Below are 22,104 nucleotides of genomic sequence, written 5' to 3'. Positions count from 1 at the left end.
CCTTTCAATTAGACAGACTTTTCGTATTCTCATTGTATGGGACAAAAACAAAAATTATAACTTACTACCCTTTATTCGTTTCAATATTTCGAATTGCATAATTACAAAACCTACATGTATATATTACATTTTGATTAGACTGGGCGGTTAATACGTGATTAATTTCAGCATGACTGTGACAATTAGGACAAATAACAATCGGTAAGCGTTCCATCCTTTGCACCTCCTATTAATATTTACTATCATTGTAGGAAAAATAAAAAATTCCTATACATATACATTTGTAAAAACTCTTTTATTTAATCGCGACTTAAATTACAACTTCTACTACCTATATAGCCCATTAATTAATATAACTAAAAAAGGTACCGCCATTTGGCAGTACCTTTTTTATATGTATCAAGAAATGATATCGTAAATCTCAATTGCAACCATATCGATGTTATCGAATTGATACACTTGAGGTTTTTCACCTTGTTGATACACTTCTAACTCATACATTTCACTTTTATCGAAAAATTTCACGCTACATTTGCGCTCACCGTTCACTTCAAAATAGCGTTGTGCTACTTCACCGCTTTCAGCTTGTTCTTGTAGACTAACAAGTCGAGTTAAAATTCCTTGGAGTAGAGACATGAAATCTCTCCTTTCTCTGATCTTCCTACCAATAGGTTTTACAGCTATACTCATTCTATCCGTCATAACAGAAAAAACGTTCCACAATCTAGGATAAAGGTTCTTGGCCAGAAACTCAACTAAAATTTGTCGAAATAAGAAGTAAAAAGATGAAAGATCATCTTTTTACTTCTTTATTGCGCTTTTTATACTGGCAGAATATAATAAACAACAGAAAAAGGGAGGAATTACAATGAAAAAAATTGAGGTTTATACACAACCTGATTGTCCGCCTTGTACCATTGTAAAAGAATTTTTAAAACATAATAACGTTGTATATGAAGAATTTGACATAAAAAAAGACGCTGCTGCACGCAATCGTCTTTTATATGACTATGAATCCTATTCAACTCCAACAGTTGTAATTGACGAAGAAGTTGTGGCAGGTTTTCAAATTGAAAAATTACAACAGCTACTCGGTATAGAATAGGAATAGGCGACACCTATTCCTATTCTCATAATTGTTGTAACCTTTTTATTTCAGTCAATAGTTCCTGACTTTCATGATACCCTGCTAATTTCCATTTTCCATTATCCTTTTGCAATGTCACAATTTGATATTGTCCACTCTTTGTCCGCTCATAGACATATAAATTTTTATGTTCTTCATCATAAGACATTTTTGTTTCTGAATTAAAAGAAAACGGAGCTTCTTTTGCTGGAAGTAAATATTCACCACTTTGTTTTTCATTTCTACTGTTTTCATCTGTAAAAACTTGAAGGAAATTATTTGTAAAATATGGTGATAACGTCTCTATCATCTTATTCATAGGTATTTGCTTCCCGCGGATTGAAAATTGCGTCTCATAACCTTTTTGTATCGTTGTAAACACTTCTTTCCGATCCACTTTCACTTCTTCTTTTCCTAAAACAGTTGTGACACTATAGCCAACTAGAAAGGCAACACATATAAATAGAACAAACCATATTCCATATTTCTTCATTTTTTCACCTTCCTTTTAAAAGAGCTTGTCTTTGTAGTATTCATTGTAACAATGATTATGCAAAGAAAGGGATGATTTCGTTCGTAAAATCTTTACAACGATAGACAGCATTTTCATCATCATGTTCACTATTACCAATTTATGATAAAAACAAACAAAAAAATACACGAATCTCTTCGTGCATTAAAATAAAACATCTTCTTCATATAAATATTCGTACGATAAATCTATAAATAAAAAGTTTTCATCATCAATCGGGAATGAAAATGTTCGTACCATTTCACCAGTTTCGATATCAGCATATAAATCTGAAAGTCTTGCCTTATTCTCAAAACGCATTTTCATTATATTTTCTAGAAAATACGGGCGCCAGCTCCAGTTCTTCATATAATACTCTGGCATAATGATCCATCCACCATCTTTTTTCATAATATTACCCGATTGTTGAAAACCATCTTCATTACAAATAAATATCCGAAAACTATATTGTGATATGCTTTGGCTAAATTGTAATAACCAATCATTTATATCTTCATTCTTTTTTTGTTTTGACAGAACATCACCAATTCGATCACGTAACATCTCTGTTAAATTATAAATTTTTTGCAACTTCTTCTTCTCATGCAGAATAAATTGATGACATTCATTACCAAGTCGCTCTTTTAAAACATTCGTTTCAATAAAATCAGGTAAACATTCTTTCAAATAATTACCTTGATAATATCTACCACCGTTTTTCCAAGCATATTGTAGTTGATAAAAAGCATCAATTTCTTCATATAACAATGTCGCACCAATTCTTCTAGCAAGTAAAGATAAGGAATATAAAATATCTTGATAAGATTGTAAAAGTGCAGTTTGCCTTAAATTTATTAAATCTACTTTTAAAATATCCGGTGCTAACACGCTAATACGCTCTAAATTACTTGTACCCGTTCCGACTTTATTAATCGAAATTTGAATACCATATGTACGATAATACATGAGTAAATGATTAAATTGTTCTATATCTTCTTTACATTCATGTTCTGTTATTTCCAGAACAATGCGTTGTAAGTTCAAACCTTGTTCTTCATACATCAGCAAAAGTTGAAGTAAACTTTCATCTTCATCATTCATTAATACATTAGCATTCCGATGTATAAATAATAATAATTTTTGATCCGTTTCTAAATACCTATTTAACGCTTTTTCTACGATGATGTTATCCGCTTCAAGTTGGAACTCACTCGGAATAGAATCATCATGGAAGAAAGATGCTAAACTTTGTATGCCCTCTTCTGTTTGAATACGTCCTACAACTTCATATCCAATTACTGTATGCTCATCAGCACTAAAAATAGCTTGATAATAAGGAAGGACTTTATCCAAGTTACTCATTACATCTAATGCATCTATCAACGTGCTTCCCTCCCTTTACTTTTCAAAAATTATAACACGATATTTACGGAAAAATAATAAAAAATCCCTTCAGTTTTCCTGAAGGGATTAGAGGGGTAAAATGCTAAGGGGAATTAGCAATTCTACTATGAAGAAAAAAGAGGTCTTAAATATAACCTATATATTCCCCTTTGTAAACACATTTCTCTCATGTGTCACAACTTCGTCACATTTCACCAAAGAAAAATTAATGAATCATTCATTTTTCTTTCCTTTTAAAATGGATATTGGTGCAAATGCTGGCCACCATCCATTGTCATACAAGTTCCATTTATGTATGCAGCTTCATCTGAACATAAATAATAAGCTAGACCCGCAATTTCTTCTGGTGTACCCATTCTACCAAGTGGAACACTTTGCAATGTACGCTTAGCCATCTCTTCTGAAATCCATAATTTATCGGCACCACCTGTACGTTCAATTGGTCCTGGTGCGATAGCGTTAACTCGTATTCCATATTTACGTCCCCACTCAACAGCAAGAGTTTTTGTCATCGCTAATACACCAGCTTTAGCTGCTGCCGAATGGATAACCCCTGGGCCTGCATCCCATGCATATGTTGCCACCATGTTAATAATATTTCCTTTTATACCTTTTTCAATCCAATATTTCCCAATAGCCTGACTACAATAAAATGTACCATTTAATACAATATTAATTACCGAATTCCAGCCATTCACAGATAAGTCCTCTGCTGGACAAATAAAGTTTCCAGCTGCATTATTTATTAAAATATCAATTCGTCCAAACTTCTCATCAATATGTTCAATCATTTTTTGAATATCATCAGTATTTCGTACATCCATTTGTACAGATAATACTTGCCCTGGAAACTGTTCAATTTCTAACTTTGCTTCTTCTAGCTTTTCTTTTGTACGCCCTGTAATAACAACACGTGCCCCTTCTTTCGCAAAACGTATCGCCATCCCTTTTCCCATTCCACTTGATCCACCTGTTATAATAACTACCTTCTCTTTCACATACATCCCCTCCAAAAAATGAATACACATTCATTTTATCACTTTATTTGATAGAAATCTTTATATTTTTCAATTTTTCTGATATTTTAACGTAAAGAGGTTTCTTTTCGTTCATTTTTTTCGTAATCTATACTACTTTTTTAGTATTTAAAATATATTTTTAAAAAACTGAAGGGAGGTTTGAATAACCTGTATATGAAGAAAATTACAAGAAGAAATTTTTTAAAATCTGGAATACGCACTTGTCTATATTCATTTATAACCGCAAGTATCGGCTATTATTATGCTAAATATATAGAGCCCTATTTGCTTTCTTTTACGCAACACACACTTAAATCACCGCTCATACCAAAAGGTTTTCATGGTATGAAGATCCTTCAATTTAGCGATTTACATCTAGGATACTATTTCTCTCTCCAACATTTATCTCAAATCGTTTCCAAGATTAATGCTGAAAAGCCAGATATTGTCCTTTTTACTGGTGATCTCATTGATGATTACCAAACATATACCGAGGCTTCTTTTGTTGCATCCATTTTAAAGAATATACAGGCACCCTTCGGTAAATTTTCCATTTATGGTAACCACGACCATGGTGGATATGGAACTGAATACTATGATCACATCATGCGCGAATCTGGATTTGAACTTTTGCAAAATAGCGAAAAGCGAATTCGTTTACTGGATAATAGTGAAATTTCTATTTTCGGACTCGATGATATGCTACTGGGTAAACCAAAAATAGCGGAAACTTTACAACATGCAAAACAAAATATTTATACAATTGTTCTCGTTCACGAACCAGATATCGCGCCACAAATCGCTACATATCCAATCAATCTTCAACTTTCTGGTCATAGCCATGGCGGACAAGTACAAATTCCTTTTTTAGGTGCTATTATTACCCCGTCGCTTGCAAAAGAATATATTGAAGGTTTCTATAACATTCAAGGTTTGACTCTCTATGTCAATCGAGGTATTGGAAGAACACGTGTCCCATTCCGCTTTATGTCAAAACCTGAAATTACACTCTTCATCCTACAACATTCGTAACAATTCGCCTATTTCCTTACATATCCTTCCTTGTACGCGCTCATCCACGCTTGGTCCACCATATGATAAAAATGAGTCCAGTAAAGGAGGTTTGTTCATGTATCCATATTATCAACCGATCCCAGTTCGTTCAGCACCTTTTGGCCCAGCAGGCGACTCACGCTTCTTTCCATTTTTCGGTGTTCCATTTCTAGCTGGAATTGCTGGAGGATTGCTAGGCGGAGCATTAGCTTTCGGGCCTAGACCGTTTTATCCGCCTTATCCACCGCCTTTCCCACCACCAGCACCTTTTCCTTGTTACGGAGGGCCTTGTCAACAACCCTACTATTATTAATTTAAACCAACCATTCTTCTAATGTTTTTCTCTCAACGAACCAACTCATCACACGCCTATAATAAAAACTATTCTCTCTACTCATCCTTCCATTTTGAGAATATATGAGTAGAGAAAAAAGTAAAAACCTCTTAAATTCAATAAGAGGTTTTTACTTTTTTCACACTATTCAGCGTCTGTATTTTGATACGCCATCTTAAATAAATTCACTTGGCTATCAATTTCTTCTATACTACTATTAATTATATAATAATAGTCACCATCTTTATTTTGTTCACGTGTTTTCACATTATCAGCTAAAACCAGCTGTAAAATTGCCTTTATTCTCGCTTTCATTTCAATATCTAAAATTGGGAAGGATATTTCTACTCGTTTTTCCATATTTCGCGTCATCAAATCAGCTGAAGATAAATATATTTTTTCATCTCCATTATGATGGAAATAATAAATACGACTATGTTCTAAATATCTTCCAACAACACTAACTACACGAATATTTTCACTTACATTCGGAATCCCAGGTCTTAAACAACATGTCCCTCTAACGATGAGCTCTACCCTTACCCCAGCTTGTGATGCTTCATACATTTTTTTATTAATGGTTTATCTGTTAACGAATTCATTTTAGCGATAATATATCCATTTCCATATTGTCTATGATAACGGATTTCCTCATCTATTAACTCCATAAACTGCTCTCTTATATCAAACGGGGCAACAGATAAATGATGAAAATGCGGTTTTTTTGTATAACCACTCAAATAATTAAAGAAATTTGTTGCATCTACACCAAAGTCTTTTCGCGATGTAATATATCCAAAATCGGTATACAACTTCGCTGTTGCATCATTATAATTTCCGGTTCCAAGATGTACAAACCTTTCAATTTTTCCGTTTCTTCTTCTTACAACTAACGTAATTTTACTATGCGTTTTCAAGTGACTTACTCCGTAAATAACGTGACATCCGGCCTGTTCCAATTCTTTAGCCCAATGAACATTATTCTCTTCATCAAACCTTGCCTTTAACTCAACCAATACCGTCACTTGTTTTCCTTTTTCAGCTGCTACCTTCAGCGCCTGAATTATTGGAGAATCTCCACTTACACGATATAATGTTTGTTTGATCGCAAGTACATTCGAGTCATCTGCCGCATCACGGACAAAATCAACGACTGGCTGAAACGACTCAAAGGGATGGTGTAATAAAATATCATGTTCTATCGCTTTTTCAAATACATCTTCCTCATCACCTAAATCTTGAGGAGGTTGAGGAATAAGAGCCGGATATACTAGATGTTCATATAAAGGCGCTAATTTTTTATATAAGGAGAATAAACATGTTAAATCTAACGGTCCATCCATCATGTACACATCTTCATCTTTTACTTCTAACACATCATACAATAACGCTAACACTCTTTCATCAATGTGTTCTTTACCAACTTCTAAACGAACGGCAGCTCCCCACTTACGCTTTTTCAATTCTTTTTCAATTACTTTTAATAAATCGCGTGCACCTTCTTCATGGATCGTTAAATCCGCATTACGTGTAATACGGAAACGAGTAACAGGTGATACGTTATATCCTGTGAATAGTTTATGAGTAAAACCACTAATTACATCTTCTAATAAAATAAATTTATGTTTTTGCCCTTCACTCGGTAAAAATATGAAACGCTCCAGTAATGAAGGCACTTGTACAATTCCTAACTTCGTACGATTTTCTTCCTCAGCCTGTTGCTCATCATATAAAATAGTAGCTAAATTCAAACTTTTATTTAATAACATTGGAAATGGACGATACGCATCAATAGATACAGGGGTTAAAACCGGAAATATTTGTTCATCAAAATACTCCTCGATAAATTCCCTTTGCTCTTTCGTCAAATCATGAAATGTTAAACGCTCAATCCCCTCTAGTTCAAGCGCTGGCAATACATAATTTTTAAACGTTTCATACTGCACAGTCATTAACTCATGCGATTTTATCGCAATCTTATTTAACTGTTTCTTTGGTGTTAAACCTGCTTTATTTTCTGGCTGATTAAATCCCGCACTTACTTGATCTTTCAAACCTGCTACGCGCACCATAAAAAATTCATCTAAATTCGAACTAAAAATACTAATAAACTTTAGTCTTTCTAATAGTGGATTATTTTCATCTTGCGCTTCTTGTAGTACACGTTCATTAAATGCTAGCCAGCTTAATTCACGATTATTATAATACGCTGTATCATTTAAATTTACTAAATTCCCCTTTAGCAATTCCATTCTCTTCACACTTCCCTTTGAAACTTTTTCACTATAATTTAGTTACTTTCATTTTATCAAATTACAATATTCCAAAGTGTTAATTTTCTGTAAAGACATCCGTACAACTTAACGTTTTGATTCGAATGATAAGTGAATATTTGTTTTCAATACTCTTTCTAGCTGCTTTTTTTGTTTTTCAGCTTGTACTTTTTCTGCTAATGCCGATTCTTCACATAAAATCCTGAATGTTAAACCTTCTTTACTTTCCGTTATATATATTGTTTCAACAAGCGATCTTTGTCGTATATTTAAAGCAGCCGAAAATTGTAATACAGCCCCTAATAATCGAATTTTCTTTTGTTCACTTTTATCAAACCATCCTTCAAACAGTGCCAAATGTTGTTTAAATAACATTTTTGATTTATAAGAAGCTATAAGCGCTAATCTAACTCGATCTTTATGCATCATACCATCAATTGTTTTGTTCGCTAGTAAGTAAAATGTATGTAAGCGGCTCGCTTCTTCGTCTATATATTTTCCAATATTAAACACTTTCGCTGCTTGATGGAATGCTTCCCAGTCTTTTATTGAAACAGAAATCAATCCCATTTCTTCGAGTTGTTTACAAATCAATCTTCCATGTTTAATAAGTTGAATGACAAATTCCATATCCATTTCATATTCGTGTGATAACAAATGTAAGCTTTCTTCAACTACATTCGGATAATATGAAATCCCTAAATCTTTCGTCAACTCTTCATAGAAAACACCTTCTCTTAATCCTTTTTTGCTTAATACAAATGCCGTTGCTTCTGTAATATTTACAAGTTTATGAAATACTTCAACCGCTGGAATAATTGTATCAGCTCGATCTTTTGCCAATCCTTCCATTTTCTGAAGTTCGATAAACGATTGTTTTTCCAATGCACCTTTTACATTTTCAATATCTTCTTCTTTCATTTTGTATAAATGTACTCCCGCTATAGGATAGTTTGTTAAATTTTGGTGGATTTTCGCTAAGTTTCTCGCACTACCACCAATTGCAATAAGAGGCAATTTCTTATCAATTAACCATGGTAACGTTCGAAATTGACACTCTAAATACTCTCGAATTTCCTCTAATTCATCTTTAGTAGGAATATCACCTTTAATAAATAGATGTTTTAAAGAAAGCGCACCAAAAGGAAAACTATGGTACTCTAAAATCTCTCTATTTTTAATATATGTAACTTCCGTACTTCCGCCACCAATATCTACTGTTATTCCTTCCGAAAACGAAGTAGAATTCATAACTGCTAAATAGCCGTAACGTGCTTCCTCATATTCTGATAATACTCTAAGAGTAAAGTCTGTTTGTCCTTCAACAAGTTTTGTAATCTCCTCTTGATTCTCAGCCTGTCTAATTGTTGCCGTTGCAACACAAAGTACATGATGCAACTGATGGAATTTTGTACTTTCTTGAAATTGAAATAATGTTTGTAACAATACTTCTTTACCTTCTTCATTCAAAACACCATCGATTAAATAATTTCTTAACCGAGCAACCACTTTCGTATTTTCAATTTCTTTATAAAAACCTCCATTTTGCTTTTCATAAATAACTAAACGCATTGTATTAGATCCAATATCTATAATGGCATATTGTAATTTTAATATTTCTTTCAAACTTCTCACTCTTTCATTATCAAATTTCTGAAACATATTCTATCACTATTATACAAAATAGTTGTTTTTTGTAACAATATTGCTTTAATATTGAAAATATATACAATTACTTTTTGCATATAATAAAAACCCATTTTATTTATGCTATAATAAGGAAAAATTGAAAGGAGAGTCAATATGAAACCTTCACAACCACAATCTCCATTGCATAATCAACATTCTATTAATAGACTAGCTCAATCTATTTTCGTTGTGAATCGTCATGCTAAAGCTGCAACTAACCCTAAGTACTTATATTGGTTAAAAAAGACTGCTTTAGAACGCTTAATTACTGAAAAAAAGGCTATCAAAGAAGGATTACATTTTTCTAGAAATCCACGTTTTAGTCAACAACAATCCGATGTTCTTATACGTTTAGGTGATTATTTTTTCCATATCCCTCCTACGAAAGATGATTTTCGCACCCTACCGCATCTTGGTCACCTTGAATCCTCCTATCGAAATCCGAAAACAACCTTATCTTTAACAATAGCAAAAAAAACACTTCAAGATTATATTGGTCCTGAAGCATTAAAACAGGAAAAAAAATTAAGCGAACCAGTTCCATGGTATAGCCGTACCTATACAAAAAAATAAAACAGTTTGGCCTAATATTAGGCCAAACTGTTTTATTTTTTATCTTCCTTAATTTTAATATTAGCTTGTTTATAGAATGCAACTTTTTCTGTATTATATGATTTCGTATATTCATTAAACTTATCTTTTTCTGTCTCAATATCTTTATATGCTTGGTTTACTACCTTTACTTTCTCGCTAATATCTTTTAATTTTGTACCTTTATCTTGTAGCATTGTATATAATTCTTTTTCTTGCTTTAAAGATTTATTATAGCTATCGTACATCTTTTGGAATGAATCATGTCGTTTCTCATAAGTACTCTTTACTTTATCAGCCTGTTCTTTTAATTTATTATCTTCAATTTTCTTCACATGCTTATCAGCTGACTTCACTTCTTCTTGCGCTTTATTTAACGCCTCTTTTTCTTTAATAAGAACTTTTTCTCGTTCAGCTGTATTTTTCACCGCTTGATCAAGCTTATCCTTAACAGCCTGATTATTATCTTTTCCTTCTTGGACAATTTGATTATATAATACTTGCCCCTCTTTCTCTAATGACTCTAATTTTTTCGCATCTTCAAACATTGTTTTTTCTTGCTTGGCAGCATTTTCAAATGCAACATATAGCTCCTCTTCTGGTTTTGGGCCGAAACAACCAGCTAGTAAAGTCATTGATAATGCAGTTATAATTGCTAATTTATTATATTTCAACATCTTTTCCTCCTATTAATAAGCGACCATCGTGCCAAAAATCCCATGAAAAACATGTAACTTCTTTATCTATTTCACGCTCGCATCTTTTTTACGAAGATCATCAATAATTATTTATACTGCTTGTACAATTTTCGCACTTGAAATTATGTAATGTCTTAAAACATAAAGGTATTTACCTTAATCTTACCTACTGCAAGAAACACTATAATATTTCACCTGATAAAAGATGATCGTTGACCCCTCACGTCTATCATTCCCTTTCTCACTTTCTATCAAATAACCTCTTTGTCCATTTTACATAGTGCAAAGGGGACCTCGCAACTCTTACAAAGATTCTTTTAATTTCTTAAAAAGGAAAAGTGTAGAGCATGTTTTCCTCTACACTTTTAAACTGAAAACATTGTGCAAAATGCATTGACACATCCACACACAATTATATGCTGATTTCATATATTTTTAAAGACTTTTGTTACAAAAAAAAGTTTTCTTGTAACAAAAGACAAAAAAATGTTACAAAAAATCTTTATATCATACTTCTTCAAATCAAAGTTTCATTCATGACTTTGCAAGTTTCTATAATTATACAATTGATTTTGTGCCTTTCTAAACAAATCTTCAAAAGTTTTCCCTTCTATAGGATAACTTGCAGCCCCAAATAATAGTGTGACACTTAATAAATCATTCGCTATTTCATTTTGAATATTTTTGATTAATCGACTTGTTATTGTTGACTTTTCATAGCCATTATCAACAGCTACGATAACATATTTATTTTCATCCCACCTCGTAACTACATCGCCTTTTCGAACTGTCTTTACAATTGTACGTTCTACTCTTTGGACTAGCTCATCTAACTTTTTTTCTTGCACTATGTCTTTTAATACATCCCATTCTTTTACGGAAAGAATATACACTGTAATATTACGAGAATCTCTTTCTGATAAAGCAGCTACTTTTCCAAAAAAATCAACGACAAAATCGTTATTCTTCATTCCTCCTACTTCAATATTTACACGCGTATTCGTTCTTTTATCGTACCAATGTCCAAAATAATAGCTTAGTATCATTTGCAATATATAAATAATAAAGACGGTTAAAAATGATCGCGAATCTAGCTTAGCAATTACATCCTGAAGTGCAATCCATTCTGTAACCGCAACTGTGTTCCCAAGTAATAATCCACTAATTTTCCCTTTATGTTTCATACTCTCCCCCTTTTATACCAATATATGTTTCTATAACAATAATGTTTTTCTATAAAATAAAAAATGTACATATTTTATGTACATTTCTACTTAAGCTTGTATACTTTTTCTATTTTATTTCATATATATACTATATATCGTTTTTAGGAAGGAGTGACCTATATGCCTCAAAAAGAAAATCTATTAGATATTATGCGCTTACTAGCTGGCTTTTTGTTATCATTAAAATTACTATTTAACTCTTTCGGAATAAACTTCATTACAAACGATCAAATTGACGCTATAGTAAATGTTATTTCATTTCTATTCATTCTATATTTTGGATACAAAAATAACTATATTGGAAAAAAGGGAGTGGAACAAAAGAAATTACTCAAGAAGCACAATCTTCATTAAAGAAGGAACCTTTCGCACAGGTTCCTTCTTATCATTTTCTGACAACCACTTCATTTGTTTGTAGCGGTCCATATGATACACCTTTATATTGAAATGTATATGTAGCCTGAAATAATGAATTGGGAGGAGCTTTATCTTTATTTGCTTTTATTTGACAAATTAATTCTACCTTTTCACTCGGTGATAAATTATCGATTCGCCACCTTACAAGCTGAAATAAAAACTCACTTATTCCCTTATCTGCTTTTAAAGAGTTTGGGATATACGCGAAATAATCACGAATCATATGACTTACAACTACTCGCGAAATCATTTCAACGCCTTTATTTTCAACTTCAAGTCGAATAATTAGTATGTCATTAACATCATAGATCATCTCATACGAAAATTTTTCTTTATACATACTACGGATTTGCAATGTGACTGCTACATTGGATGCTTCCGTGTCCTTTTTAGAACCATCAATCCACAAAACCGGCTGTAACGGTATAGAATACCTTCCTTGATCCGAAATTCGTTTCCATATTTTCATAATATATTCACCTCATTCCAGATATATCATCTATACAACTGTATTCTGCCTCTCGACGCAATAAACTACACTTAGAAAAAATATTGAGCTTGTTATAAACCATATTAAATTTTTCTTCTCCTTTTATCCTATTCGACAATATAAAGAAAAAACCATTTTTAATAGGTTGACACAGGTTATACTTTATTAAATATTTTTTTACAATTTCCTTCCTTGACTACATAACAAAATAAATTCTTACTCTCTCTTTTGGTCAATATAATAAAGTGAAACTTTAATCAGTGGAGGTTTAACGGGCAGTTAAAGCGGGATAAAATAATTTGGCGTTAGAAAACATTTGCCTTTTAGTCAAATTTGACTATAATATAATTTATGATTTCCATCCTTTATATCATGTCAGTGCAATTTTTTATAAAATGAAGAGGAACGATAAAAACTGTACATAAAGTTTTTTTATGCATTGCACTAAAAAACTTAAGTTAGTTTAATTTTTATTAAAGGAGGGCTACTTTTGGAAGCACAACTATCAAAAAACGATTCAAGTAAAACAAAATTTGTTGTTGCTGGTTTACTACTTGGTATTCTAATGGCAGCAATGGATAACACAATCGTCGCAACTGCGATGGCAACGATTGTCGGAGACTTAGGAGGGTTCGACAAATTCGTTTGGGTCACATCCGCCTACATGGTAGCAACAATGGCCGGAATGCCTATTTTCGGTAAGCTGTCTGATATGTACGGACGGAAACGCTTTTTTATTGGCGGATTAATTCTCTTCTTATTTGGTTCTGCACTTTGCGGGACAGCATCAAGTATTGAACAACTAAGTATTTATAGAGCCATTCAAGGAATTGGTGGCGGCGCTCTTATGCCTATCGCATTTACAATTATGTATGATATATTCCCGCCTGAAAAACGAGGAAAAATGACCGGACTATTTGGTGCTGTTTTCGGGACATCTAGTGTTTTCGGACCTTTATTAGGTGCTTACATTACAGATTATATAAGTTGGCACTGGGTCTTCTATATTAATATTCCGTTAGGACTTATTTCCTTCTTCTTCATTACTAAATACTATAGCGAGTCTCTAGAATATCGAAAACAAAAAATTGACTGGGCTGGTGCTATTACGCTTGTCATTAGTATCGTTTGCTTAATGTTTGCTTTAGAACTTGGTGGTAAAGAATATGCATGGGACTCTAATGTGATTATTGGTTTATTTTCAACTGTTGTTATTCTGCTTATTATTTTCTTCTTCGTAGAAAGAAACGCAACCGAGCCTATTATTTCTTTCCATTTATTTAAAAAACCTTTATTTGCAGCTAGCCAAGGTGTTGCCTTTTTCTATGGCGCAGCTTTTATCATCTGTACAGTTTATATTCCAATCTTCGTTCAAGGTGTTCTCGGTGGTTCAGCCTCAAATGCTGGATTAATTTTGACACCTATGATGGTAGGATCTGTAATCGGAAGTCAAACTGGTGGACAATTAGCTTCACGAACAAGTTATCGTAACATCATGACAGTATCTGGAGTTTTCTTCGTTCTTGGTATTTATTTACTAAGTACTTTAACTATGGAAACACCTCGTACACTCGTAACAATGTTTATGGTGCTTGCTGGACTTGGAGTTGGATTCTCCTTCTCAGTTTTAAGTATGGCATCTATCCACAAACTAGAAATGAGAGATCGCGGTTCTGCTACATCCACGAACTCATTCTTCCGTTCACTTGGAATGACCCTTGGCGTCACGATTTTCGGTACGATTCAAAATCATGTTTTCACTGATAAATTAAAAGCAGTCTTCCCTCCTGAACTAGAAAAAATGGCTCCTAAAGGTGGAGACACAAGCTTTTTATTATCACCAAACGCTACTGAAAAGCTACCTCCTGAAGTACTGAGCGGAATTAAAGAGGCTCTTGCAACATCTATTGCTAATACATTTTTCTGGGCACTTATCCCAGCTACGCTAAGTATAATTTGTATTTTACTTATGGGAAATGAACGTCTTTTAACAGGACCAAAAACAAAGCAAAAACAAAAACAAGTAAGCTAATATAGAAAAACAAAACGGTATATCCCTTTATGAAAGAGGATATACCGTTTATAATATATATAAAGTTTCTATATACAGGAGTTGAGACAGCATGAGCATGAAGTTAGTCATTCTCGGCTTGTTACTCGAAGGAGATAAACATCCCTATGAAGTGCAGCACATAATGAAAGAAAGACAAATGGATTGTTATATTAAATATGCCAAGGGATCGCTATACTACGCCTTCGAGCAATTAGAAAAACAAGGTGCGATTAGCGTTACCAATATTGTTAGAGACACGAATAGACCGGATAAAACAATCTTCCATATAACAGGGGAAGGAAAAGCCCTTTTCCACACCTTATTATTAAAACAATTTGAAGCGAAAAACCAAATATATAAACCTATTTATTCAGCGCTCTCTTTCGCTCACTTTAGCGACGAACAAGCTCTAGCTCCTATTTTGAAAAAAAAGAGAGATGATACAATGCTATATTTACATACAATGCAAACGATATACGATCATAATAAACAACTAGTTCCTCGTGCTCAACTATATATTCTACAAAGCGTCATTGAGCATATTAATGTTGAATTACGTTGGCTAAACACACTCTTACAAGATGCAACTGCAGGTCGTCTTTCAGAAATAGGTGTAGATAATGATTAAGTTTTTCTAAAAGAGGTGCCTCCTCTTCTAGAAAAACTTAACACTATAATTATTCCTCGCAACTCAAAACACCCTCATTTTAATAATAAATAAACATCAAAAAACTTAATTTTCCGAATAAAAAGAAATGAAAAACTTTAGAATTTTCTTATTTTAAAACAGTGGACAAAATTCCGAAAATTGTGTTAGAATTTGTTTCAATATCATATCGCTTGTTAAATTCCTTTCAAAAGGAAAATAGGTACACGAATATTTCACTTCGTGTTTAAAAGGGAAGTTTGGTGAAACTCCAACACGGTCCCGCCACTGTAAATGCTGAGATTTCTTTTTTGTGCCACTGTGAAAGCGGGAAGGTGAAAGAAATTATATGAAGCATAAGTCAGGATACCTGCCTATTTTAACAACACTGATAGACTCACGGATGATGATGAGGTGTTAAGAACAAAAAGGAAGGCTTATTTTTCTATGCCTTTATGCTTTTTGTTATAGGTATTTCCGAGTAAACGGAAATGCTTACTTTCAATTAGGGAGGAATTTAAAATGGCAATTCAAACAAGTAACTTAGGTTATCCACGTATCGGACTACAACGAGAGTGGAAAAAAACATTGGAAGCTTTTTGGTCCAATAAAATTGATGAAGAACAATTTTTAACGACAATGAAAGAAATTCGCCTTCAACACGTCAAAGTACAGCAAGAAAAGGGAATTGAATTAATTCCAGTTGGCGATTTTACATATTATGACCACGTTCTGGATACGGCCTACATGTTAGGATTCATCCCGTCACGTTTTTCAGAGTTTACCTCTTACCTTGATGTATATTTTGCAATGGCACGCGGCTCTAAAGATCACGTTGCTTCTGAAATGACAAAATGGTTTAACACAAACTATCATTACATTGTTCCTGAATATGAAGAAGGATTACAAATCTCTTTAAAAGACAATCGTCCTCTTCGTTTATATGAAGAAGCGAAAAAAGAGTTAGGCGTTGATGGAAAACCAGTTATTTTAGGCCCTTATACATTCCTAAAACTAGCAAAAGGTTATAACGAAGAGCAATTTGCCACTATTTTAAAAGAGCTAGTTGCACCTTATGTACAATTATTCTCTGAATTACACGCAGCTGGAGCACAAATTATTCAAGTTGACGAACCAATCTTCGCATCTTTAACAAAAGATGAAATTAATCAAGCGAAAGAACTTTACGAAGCTATTCATAAAGAGGTTCCAAATGCGAATCTTCTTCTACAAACATATTTTGATAGTGTAGAAGAGAACTATGAAGAAATTATTGCATTCCCTGTTTCTGGTATTGGATTAGACTTTGTTCATGGCAAAGAAGGTAATGTAAATGCTATTTCAAAATACGGATTCCCAGCTGATAAAATTTTAGCTATCGGTTGTATAGATGGCCGTAACATTTGGAGAGCTGATCTTGATGATGTACTTTCTTTATTTACAACATTACAAAATCAAATCACAGCAAAAGGTTTAATTGTTCAACCTTCTTGTAGCTTATTGCATACTCCAATTGATAAAACGGAAGAAACGCACTTAACAAGTGAATTATTTGATGCACTTGCATTTGCTAATCAAAAATTAGAAGAACTAGTCCTTATCCATTCTGCTCTTACTAAAGGTGTAGAAAGCATCAGTAGCGATTTAACAACATATCGTAATGCACATCATGCAATCCGCTCATCAGCTGCACGTAATCGTGAAGATGTAAAAGTGGCACGTACATCACTTAAAGAAGATGATTTCTCACGTCCTCTTCCATTTGAAAAACGATATGAACTACAGCAAGTAGCTTTACAATTACCGTTGTTACCAACAACAACTATTGGTAGCTTCCCGCAAACATCTGAAGTTCGTCAAACACGTAAACAGTGGCGTAACGGCGATATTACAAATGAACAATATAATCAATTCATTGAAAAAGAAACTGCAAAGTGGATTCGTTACCAAGAAGATATTGGTCTTGATGTACTAGTACATGGTGAATTCGAAAGAACTGACATGGTGGAATATTTTGGAGAAAGACTTGCTGGTTTCTCCTTTACTAAAAACGGATGGGTACAATCATACGGTTCTCGTTGCGTAAAACCACCTGTTATTTATGGTGATGTTGCCTTTATAAGTGGAATGACTATTAAAGAAACTGTATATGCACAAAGCTTAACAGAGAAAGTAGTAAAAGGTATGCTAACTGGACCTGTCACTATTTTAAATTGGTCATTCGTTCGAAATGATATTTCAAGAAAAGAAGTATCATATCAAATTGCATTAGCACTTCGTCATGAAATTGAATTACTTGAATCTTCCGGAATTAGAGTAATCCAAGTCGATGAACCTGCACTTCGTGAAGGTATGCCGTTAAAAGAAAAAGATTGGGATGCATACATTACATGGGCAGTTCAATCATTCCTTTTAGCAACATCTTCTGTAGAAAATGAAACACAAATTCATACTCATATGTGTTATAGTAACTTCGAAGATATTGTAGATGCAATTCGAGCGTTAGACGCAGATGTTATTTCTATCGAAACATCAAGAAGTCATGGAGAATTTATTAATACATTAAAGCATACAACATATGAAAAAGGAATTGGTCTAGGGGTATATGATATTCATAGCCCACGTGTCCCAAGTAAAGATGAAATGTTCACAATCGTAGAACAATCTTTACAAGTATGTGACCCTAAATATTTCTGGATTAATCCAGACTGTGGTTTAAAAACACGAAGAACTGAGGAAGTTATACCTGCTTTAGAGCACATGGTTCAGGCAGCAAAAGACGCTCGTTCTCTCCTAAAAACAAACGCATAATAAAAAACGTGTTATCCTTTTGAAGGATAACACGTTTTTTTATTCTACACTCTCAAAATAGAAGTCGTATTGTACTTTATACAATTCATCGTCTGATGGCTCTTCAAGAGGAGTTGCCTGCAAGACTATCATATATTCCCCGTTCGGAATAGGAATATGATATTTATTAGAAAGAATACTTGTTATATATACTTCTTCATTCTTCACTGTGAAAGGAACTGATATCGTTCTAACCACTTCTTCTTTCTCAATATGATTTCCACAAGTAACTTCCACTTCACAAGTATAGTCAGAGATTGCTTCAAAAATAATAGCTCCATCCACCTCAGCATAGCCTCTTTCAAAATCTTCAGGAGTCCAATCTACATAAGGCTGCCGACCATCATAGTTCATTATCATTAATTGCGAATATGAAATTGTTAATTCCATAACTATCCCTCTCCTCCACTATGAAATGTATGCCAATTACTATTTCACTTCAAATTTCACACGCGTACCATCTGGATATTTGTCTAGCTTATTCCCTACCCAAGAACCTGCACCGCGGTTATCTGCTGGACTTATATATTCAATATGAGCTCCTTTTCCGCCTTCCTTACACATCGCCATCGGCCATTCATCACGATCATAACCTTTCTTCGTCGGATATGGCGCTAACGATAATTTCCTTCTATCCGCTGCACCATTACGATCAATTGTACACATTTCCGAATGTCCTTCTTTTATAGCATCCGTTATATGTTTCCCGGTCTCTGGATATCGCTCTTTCGGGAACTCTAGAATTTGATCATACGTAGTTGTTTTTTTAGTACTTGTCTCCTCTGGCACAAGTACTTCATATACTGCTACCAAAAGAGAAAGAATTGCAATAATTGAAATGATAATACCTTTAAATTGCTTCATGTGTACCTCCGTGTTCCTACCAATTTCTTTTCCTCAGTTATTATAACAAACTTCTTCTATGTATGTTTTCAGACATTATTTTAGCTCTTCCTCTCCATTCCGCCAAAAACATTCATTTTTCTTCATCTTTTCACTAATGCTGTAGAAAACTAATAACCTTCCGACATTCTTTTTCAAAGGAAGTCCTCATAAAAGGTTGAAATGATATATACGATACTTTTTGGGGAGGAACTATCATGGAAGCTATTTATAAAACGAAAGATGTTACAAATAAAACAGGTATCCCAAAACATATAGTCCGAAAATATAGCCAACTCTTAGAGGAACACGGTTATATCATTTCAAAAACAGCTGATGCTCGTATTTATAAATTGGATGATTTAAAACTATTGAAATCTATACATGAAAGAGCTGCTACATTACAAGAGGACATTTCAGAAACAATACCTATTATTTTAAAAGAAAAAGAGGCCCCACCTGTACCTGTTATTCAAGATAAACAAGAAGTGCAACCAAAAGAAGATGGGCGTAACTTTGAGGAGTTCATGCTAAAACTTGAAATGCTTGCTCAATTAAACGAAGCAATTATTCATCAAAACTCTACTCTCATTACACAAAATCGTTTAAAAGACGAGAAATTAGATGAACTAATGCAACAAGTTTATGTAAAAGAAGGCTCACAAGAAAAAATGTTACAAGATTTAGTTGTTCACGCCGCTCAAACAGATGCACTCCAAAAAGAAAAGATGGACTTATTAATGAATCATATGTATAAGCGAGAATCCAAACAAGAAGAAAAAATGAATAAACTTGTCAATCAAATTTACAATAAAGATAGCAACCGTGATACACAACTTATGCAAGTTATTCGCGAAATTCAAGAAACAAAAAGATTAGTCGCCGCCTCAAAAGAGCAAAGCTTCTTTCAATCATTTAAAAGTTTATTCGTTCGAACAAAACAAGAAAAAATAAATGAATGAAATTTTGTATATTTTTCTAATGCACGATAAAATAAAAAGTTACCTTCTATCGGTAACTTTTATTCCTTATATCGTACAGCTGGCAATATAATAATAGCTTCAGTTCCTTTTCCGCTTTCACTTTTATATTCCAATGTGCCATTATGCGCTTGTAAAATACTAAATGTTACCATAAGGCCTAATCCTGTTCCTTTTTCTTTTAAAGAATAATACGGTTGTCCAAGCCTTACTAACTGTTCTTTTGTCATTCCAACACCACTATCTTTAACTCTTATTATTATCAATTCATCTTTTTGAATAGCTGTTACTTTTAAATACCCTTTGTTTCCTTGAATTGCTTCAATACCGTTTTTAACAACATTCATAATAGCTTGCTTCAATTTCGTCTTATCGCCGATAGTATAAAGGCTCTCAGAAATCTCAACTTGCAAATAAACGCCCTGCATCGCTGCAAATGATGACATAAGAGTTGTCATTTCAATTAATTGTGCTGATAAACAAATATGTTCTTTTTTTTCAATTTGAGGCCTTGCTAAATTTAAATAATCTGAAATAATCTGTTCAGCACGATCCAGTTCAGCTAATACGAGACGCATATAATCTTTGTTTTTTACGTCTTCCGTACTCTCTAGCAATTGAATAAACCCTCGTACAACAGTGAGAGGGTTTCGAACTTCATGTGCAACACTCGCAGCTAACTCACTTACAATATTAAGTTTTTCTGATTTTTGCATTTCTGTACGCAATAATGCATTTTCGTTTAAATACTCAGTCAAATACACTTGAAATACCATTGTCATAACCATAATAAGTGATGCAAATATATACCCACTATATAGATTAGATATGTACGGTGTAAAACCTGTTTCTAAAAGGACATTCAACATCCCGACTACTAATGAAACAAGAACATAAAATGATGCAATCATAAAAGCTAATATTAGCTTCTTATCTCTTGAAAAAAGAGACCATTTCTTTGACAAAAATAATGGAATTATCGAAAGAAATATAACTTCTACCATAGGCAACCAACTAAGCCCCTTAAAAATCCATTCATATGCAACATAAATAATGGCAGGGATGAGCCCAACAATCCCACCATATAAAAAACCACTAACAATTGGGACTGGATGAAAATTGTATCCGCAAACGGTACCAAAACAAATAGAGTATGTCATGGAGAGAACGAGTGTAACGCTAGATAAAAACATAATAAAGTAGCGATTAGGCTTCGGAAGCATTCCTTGATAACGATTTAAACGAATCGCTTCATATAAAAATAGTGGTAAAATAATGATGGCAATTTGGATCATTAAATCACGAATCAGCTCCATAGCCTCTCATCCCCTATATGTATTTTGATATGATTATATCATTTTATAAGTCCATTTGTTTCAAAATTTTGATTTTTCTTAACATCTTTGTTAATTATTTGTTAACAACTAATAATAAATGTTACAAATTTCCGAAATGATTGTAAACCCTGTACCAAATTTCCTTCGTGCAGTATACAATGAATACGGATTACAAAGAAAATAAAAAACACTTCACTAGACGGACAACTATCGCAAAATACAGCATATAATCCATACTATCTATGTTTACAAATAAGTGATCATTACTTTAGTAGGAGGAAGATAAATATGGCGGGTACTACGCTTGTTTTAAAAGAAGAAAATTTGGTTGTGCTAGAAAACGTTGAAAAATCAGTATACGAAGAATTGCAACATAAAGCAGGGGACCAAGACTGTACATGTGCTGTAAATGAATCCGTTGTCCATCTTGGCAAAGTATCTTCCGTACTTTGGAACGAAGATGAAATAGATTGGGAATACGGTTATTAAAAAGTCGCTTGCAGCGGCTTTTTTTGTGTTTATGCT

The 22,104-nt window shown here is 33.4% G+C and carries 22 protein-coding genes, 1 pseudogene and 1 riboswitch; of the genes and pseudogenes, 10 read left to right on the top strand and 13 right to left on the bottom strand.

Annotated elements, in window-relative coordinates:
- Positions 1-64: 64 nt before the first annotated feature.
- Both JFU20_RS22530 and JFU20_RS22525 read right to left on the bottom strand, forming a co-directional pair.
- Entirely contained in the window at positions 65-214 is a 150-nt protein-coding gene (locus JFU20_RS22530) for a hypothetical protein (RefSeq protein WP_002014836.1), read from the bottom strand.
- Positions 215-399: 185 nt separating this feature from the next.
- The gene (locus JFU20_RS22525; RefSeq protein WP_000055151.1) at positions 400-636 is read right to left on the bottom strand and encodes a YkuJ family protein; all 237 of its coding nucleotides are present in this window, start codon (positions 634-636) and stop codon (positions 400-402) included.
- Positions 637-868: 232 nt separating this feature from the next.
- Here JFU20_RS22525 and JFU20_RS22520 point away from each other — a divergent pair, with 232 nt between their 5' ends.
- Complete coding sequence (locus JFU20_RS22520; protein WP_002014835.1) at positions 869-1,105, top strand: glutaredoxin domain-containing protein; 237 nt, start codon at positions 869-871, stop codon at positions 1,103-1,105.
- 25 nt (positions 1,106-1,130) lie between these two features.
- Here JFU20_RS22520 and JFU20_RS22515 read toward each other — a convergent pair whose 3' ends face one another.
- The 3 genes from JFU20_RS22515 to fadH all read right to left on the bottom strand — a co-directional run bounded on the left by JFU20_RS22515 (position 1,131) and on the right by fadH (position 4,039).
- Positions 1,131-1,619: a DUF3993 domain-containing protein gene (locus JFU20_RS22515; protein WP_002014834.1), complete on the bottom strand. Its 489-nt coding sequence runs from the start codon at positions 1,617-1,619 to the stop codon at positions 1,131-1,133.
- A gap of 183 nt (positions 1,620-1,802) precedes the next feature.
- A complete protein-coding gene (locus tag JFU20_RS22510; RefSeq protein WP_002014833.1) occupies positions 1,803-3,020 on the bottom strand; it encodes an EAL domain-containing protein in 1,218 nt (405 codons plus the stop codon).
- A gap of 254 nt (positions 3,021-3,274) precedes the next feature.
- Entirely contained in the window at positions 3,275-4,039 is a 765-nt protein-coding gene (fadH, locus tag JFU20_RS22505) for a 2,4-dienoyl-CoA reductase (RefSeq protein ID WP_002128892.1), read from the bottom strand.
- A 195-nt stretch (positions 4,040-4,234) separates the two neighbouring features.
- Between fadH and JFU20_RS22500 the strand changes: the two genes are divergently transcribed.
- Both JFU20_RS22500 and JFU20_RS22495 read left to right on the top strand, forming a co-directional pair.
- Positions 4,235-5,092, top strand: a complete 858-nt coding sequence (locus tag JFU20_RS22500; RefSeq protein WP_002014831.1) for a metallophosphoesterase — start codon at positions 4,235-4,237, stop codon at positions 5,090-5,092.
- Between the two features lie 97 nt (positions 5,093-5,189).
- On the top strand, positions 5,190-5,426 hold the full coding sequence (locus JFU20_RS22495) for a hypothetical protein (protein ID WP_002014830.1): 237 nt from the start codon (positions 5,190-5,192) through the stop codon (positions 5,424-5,426).
- A gap of 165 nt (positions 5,427-5,591) precedes the next feature.
- Here the strand turns inward: JFU20_RS22495 and JFU20_RS22490 are convergent.
- Both JFU20_RS22490 and JFU20_RS22485 read right to left on the bottom strand, forming a co-directional pair.
- Positions 5,592-7,699 (bottom strand): annotated as a pseudogene (locus JFU20_RS22490) (polyphosphate kinase).
- Between the two features lie 108 nt (positions 7,700-7,807).
- The gene (locus JFU20_RS22485; protein ID WP_002014828.1) at positions 7,808-9,382 is read right to left on the bottom strand and encodes a Ppx/GppA family phosphatase; all 1,575 of its coding nucleotides are present in this window, start codon (positions 9,380-9,382) and stop codon (positions 7,808-7,810) included.
- A 141-nt stretch (positions 9,383-9,523) separates the two neighbouring features.
- Between JFU20_RS22485 and JFU20_RS22480 the strand changes: the two genes are divergently transcribed.
- Positions 9,524-9,982, top strand: a complete 459-nt coding sequence (locus tag JFU20_RS22480) for a YkyB family protein (RefSeq protein ID WP_002014827.1) — start codon at positions 9,524-9,526, stop codon at positions 9,980-9,982.
- Positions 9,983-10,014: 32 nt separating this feature from the next.
- Here the strand turns inward: JFU20_RS22480 and JFU20_RS22475 are convergent, their stop codons facing one another.
- Entirely contained in the window at positions 10,015-10,677 is a 663-nt protein-coding gene (locus tag JFU20_RS22475) for a YkyA family protein (RefSeq protein WP_201038908.1), read from the bottom strand.
- 551 nt (positions 10,678-11,228) lie between these two features.
- On the bottom strand, positions 11,229-11,882 hold the full coding sequence (locus JFU20_RS22470; RefSeq protein ID WP_002014825.1) for a diguanylate cyclase domain-containing protein: 654 nt from the start codon (positions 11,880-11,882) through the stop codon (positions 11,229-11,231).
- Between the two features lie 162 nt (positions 11,883-12,044).
- Between JFU20_RS22470 and JFU20_RS22465 the strand changes: the two genes are divergently transcribed.
- Positions 12,045-12,278, top strand: a complete 234-nt coding sequence (locus JFU20_RS22465) for a phage holin (protein WP_002014824.1) — start codon at positions 12,045-12,047, stop codon at positions 12,276-12,278.
- A 31-nt stretch (positions 12,279-12,309) separates the two neighbouring features.
- Here the strand turns inward: JFU20_RS22465 and JFU20_RS22460 are convergent, their stop codons facing one another.
- Entirely contained in the window at positions 12,310-12,810 is a 501-nt protein-coding gene (locus JFU20_RS22460) for a hypothetical protein (protein WP_002014823.1), read from the bottom strand.
- A 511-nt stretch (positions 12,811-13,321) separates the two neighbouring features.
- Between JFU20_RS22460 and JFU20_RS22455 the strand changes: the two genes are divergently transcribed.
- From JFU20_RS22455 to metE, 3 genes are all read left to right on the top strand, one after another.
- Positions 13,322-14,863 (top strand): MDR family MFS transporter, encoded by a 1,542-nt coding sequence (locus JFU20_RS22455; RefSeq protein WP_002014821.1) that lies wholly within the window; start codon positions 13,322-13,324, stop codon positions 14,861-14,863.
- A 91-nt stretch (positions 14,864-14,954) separates the two neighbouring features.
- On the top strand, positions 14,955-15,512 hold the full coding sequence (locus JFU20_RS22450) for a PadR family transcriptional regulator (protein WP_002165135.1): 558 nt from the start codon (positions 14,955-14,957) through the stop codon (positions 15,510-15,512).
- Between the two features lie 222 nt (positions 15,513-15,734).
- Positions 15,735-15,922: riboswitch (cobalamin riboswitch) on the top strand.
- 130 nt (positions 15,923-16,052) lie between these two features.
- Positions 16,053-18,341: a 5-methyltetrahydropteroyltriglutamate--homocysteine S-methyltransferase gene (gene metE / locus JFU20_RS22445; protein WP_002014819.1), complete on the top strand. Its 2,289-nt coding sequence runs from the start codon at positions 16,053-16,055 to the stop codon at positions 18,339-18,341.
- 39 nt (positions 18,342-18,380) lie between these two features.
- Here the strand turns inward: metE and comJ are convergent, their stop codons facing one another.
- Together comJ and nucA are read right to left on the bottom strand one after the other, a co-directional pair.
- Positions 18,381-18,770 carry a competence protein ComJ gene (gene comJ, locus JFU20_RS22440; protein ID WP_002014818.1) on the bottom strand — a complete coding sequence of 130 codons (390 nt, stop codon included), beginning with the start codon at positions 18,768-18,770 and terminating at the stop codon, positions 18,381-18,383.
- 39 nt (positions 18,771-18,809) lie between these two features.
- Positions 18,810-19,244 (bottom strand): DNA-entry nuclease, encoded by a 435-nt coding sequence (gene nucA / locus JFU20_RS22435; RefSeq protein ID WP_002014817.1) that lies wholly within the window; start codon positions 19,242-19,244, stop codon positions 18,810-18,812.
- A 236-nt stretch (positions 19,245-19,480) separates the two neighbouring features.
- On the opposite strand from nucA, the gene JFU20_RS22430 reads away from it, so the two are divergent.
- Positions 19,481-20,224, top strand: a complete 744-nt coding sequence (locus JFU20_RS22430) for a DUF3967 domain-containing protein (protein ID WP_002014816.1) — start codon at positions 19,481-19,483, stop codon at positions 20,222-20,224.
- Between the two features lie 59 nt (positions 20,225-20,283).
- On the opposite strand, the gene JFU20_RS22425 is transcribed toward JFU20_RS22430, so the two are convergent.
- Positions 20,284-21,558 carry a sensor histidine kinase gene (locus JFU20_RS22425; RefSeq protein WP_002014814.1) on the bottom strand — a complete coding sequence of 425 codons (1,275 nt, stop codon included), beginning with the start codon at positions 21,556-21,558 and terminating at the stop codon, positions 20,284-20,286.
- Between the two features lie 309 nt (positions 21,559-21,867).
- Between JFU20_RS22425 and JFU20_RS22420 the strand changes: the two genes are divergently transcribed.
- A complete protein-coding gene (locus JFU20_RS22420; protein ID WP_002014813.1) occupies positions 21,868-22,068 on the top strand; it encodes a hypothetical protein in 201 nt (66 codons plus the stop codon).
- Positions 22,069-22,104 lie beyond the last annotated feature (36 nt).

Origin of the sequence: Bacillus sp. TH30, assembly GCF_016650875.1 — a bacterium.
GTDB lineage: Bacteria > Bacillota > Bacilli > Bacillales > Bacillaceae_G > Bacillus_A > Bacillus_A mycoides.
This window is presented reverse-complemented; position numbering and strand designations above follow the sequence as displayed.

Bases quoted from the DNA above. Each gene is read 5' to 3' on its own strand.
- JFU20_RS22420 (WP_002014813.1), top strand. From the start codon at position 21,868: ATGGCGGGTACTACGCTTGTTTTAAAAGAAGAAAATTTGGTTGTGCTA.
- JFU20_RS22475 (WP_201038908.1), bottom strand. From the start codon at position 10,677: ATGTTGAAATATAATAAATTAGCAATTATAACTGCATTATCAATGACT.
- JFU20_RS22525 (WP_000055151.1), bottom strand. From the start codon at position 636: ATGTCTCTACTCCAAGGAATTTTAACTCGACTTGTTAGTCTACAAGAA.
- JFU20_RS22480 (WP_002014827.1), top strand. From the start codon at position 9,524: ATGAAACCTTCACAACCACAATCTCCATTGCATAATCAACATTCTATT.
- JFU20_RS22520 (WP_002014835.1), top strand. From the start codon at position 869: ATGAAAAAAATTGAGGTTTATACACAACCTGATTGTCCGCCTTGTACC.
- comJ (WP_002014818.1), bottom strand. From the start codon at position 18,770: ATGGAATTAACAATTTCATATTCGCAATTAATGATAATGAACTATGAT.
- JFU20_RS22450 (WP_002165135.1), top strand. From the start codon at position 14,955: ATGAGCATGAAGTTAGTCATTCTCGGCTTGTTACTCGAAGGAGATAAA.
- JFU20_RS22470 (WP_002014825.1), bottom strand. From the start codon at position 11,882: ATGAAACATAAAGGGAAAATTAGTGGATTATTACTTGGGAACACAGTT.
- JFU20_RS22485 (WP_002014828.1), bottom strand. From the start codon at position 9,382: ATGTTTCAGAAATTTGATAATGAAAGAGTGAGAAGTTTGAAAGAAATA.
- metE (WP_002014819.1), top strand. From the start codon at position 16,053: ATGGCAATTCAAACAAGTAACTTAGGTTATCCACGTATCGGACTACAA.
- JFU20_RS22430 (WP_002014816.1), top strand. From the start codon at position 19,481: ATGGAAGCTATTTATAAAACGAAAGATGTTACAAATAAAACAGGTATC.
- JFU20_RS22515 (WP_002014834.1), bottom strand. From the start codon at position 1,619: ATGAAGAAATATGGAATATGGTTTGTTCTATTTATATGTGTTGCCTTT.
- JFU20_RS22425 (WP_002014814.1), bottom strand. From the start codon at position 21,558: ATGGAGCTGATTCGTGATTTAATGATCCAAATTGCCATCATTATTTTA.
- JFU20_RS22530 (WP_002014836.1), bottom strand. From the start codon at position 214: ATGGAACGCTTACCGATTGTTATTTGTCCTAATTGTCACAGTCATGCT.
- JFU20_RS22460 (WP_002014823.1), bottom strand. From the start codon at position 12,810: ATGAAAATATGGAAACGAATTTCGGATCAAGGAAGGTATTCTATACCG.
- JFU20_RS22500 (WP_002014831.1), top strand. From the start codon at position 4,235: ATGAAGAAAATTACAAGAAGAAATTTTTTAAAATCTGGAATACGCACT.
- nucA (WP_002014817.1), bottom strand. From the start codon at position 19,244: ATGAAGCAATTTAAAGGTATTATCATTTCAATTATTGCAATTCTTTCT.
- JFU20_RS22465 (WP_002014824.1), top strand. From the start codon at position 12,045: ATGCCTCAAAAAGAAAATCTATTAGATATTATGCGCTTACTAGCTGGC.
- JFU20_RS22495 (WP_002014830.1), top strand. From the start codon at position 5,190: ATGTATCCATATTATCAACCGATCCCAGTTCGTTCAGCACCTTTTGGC.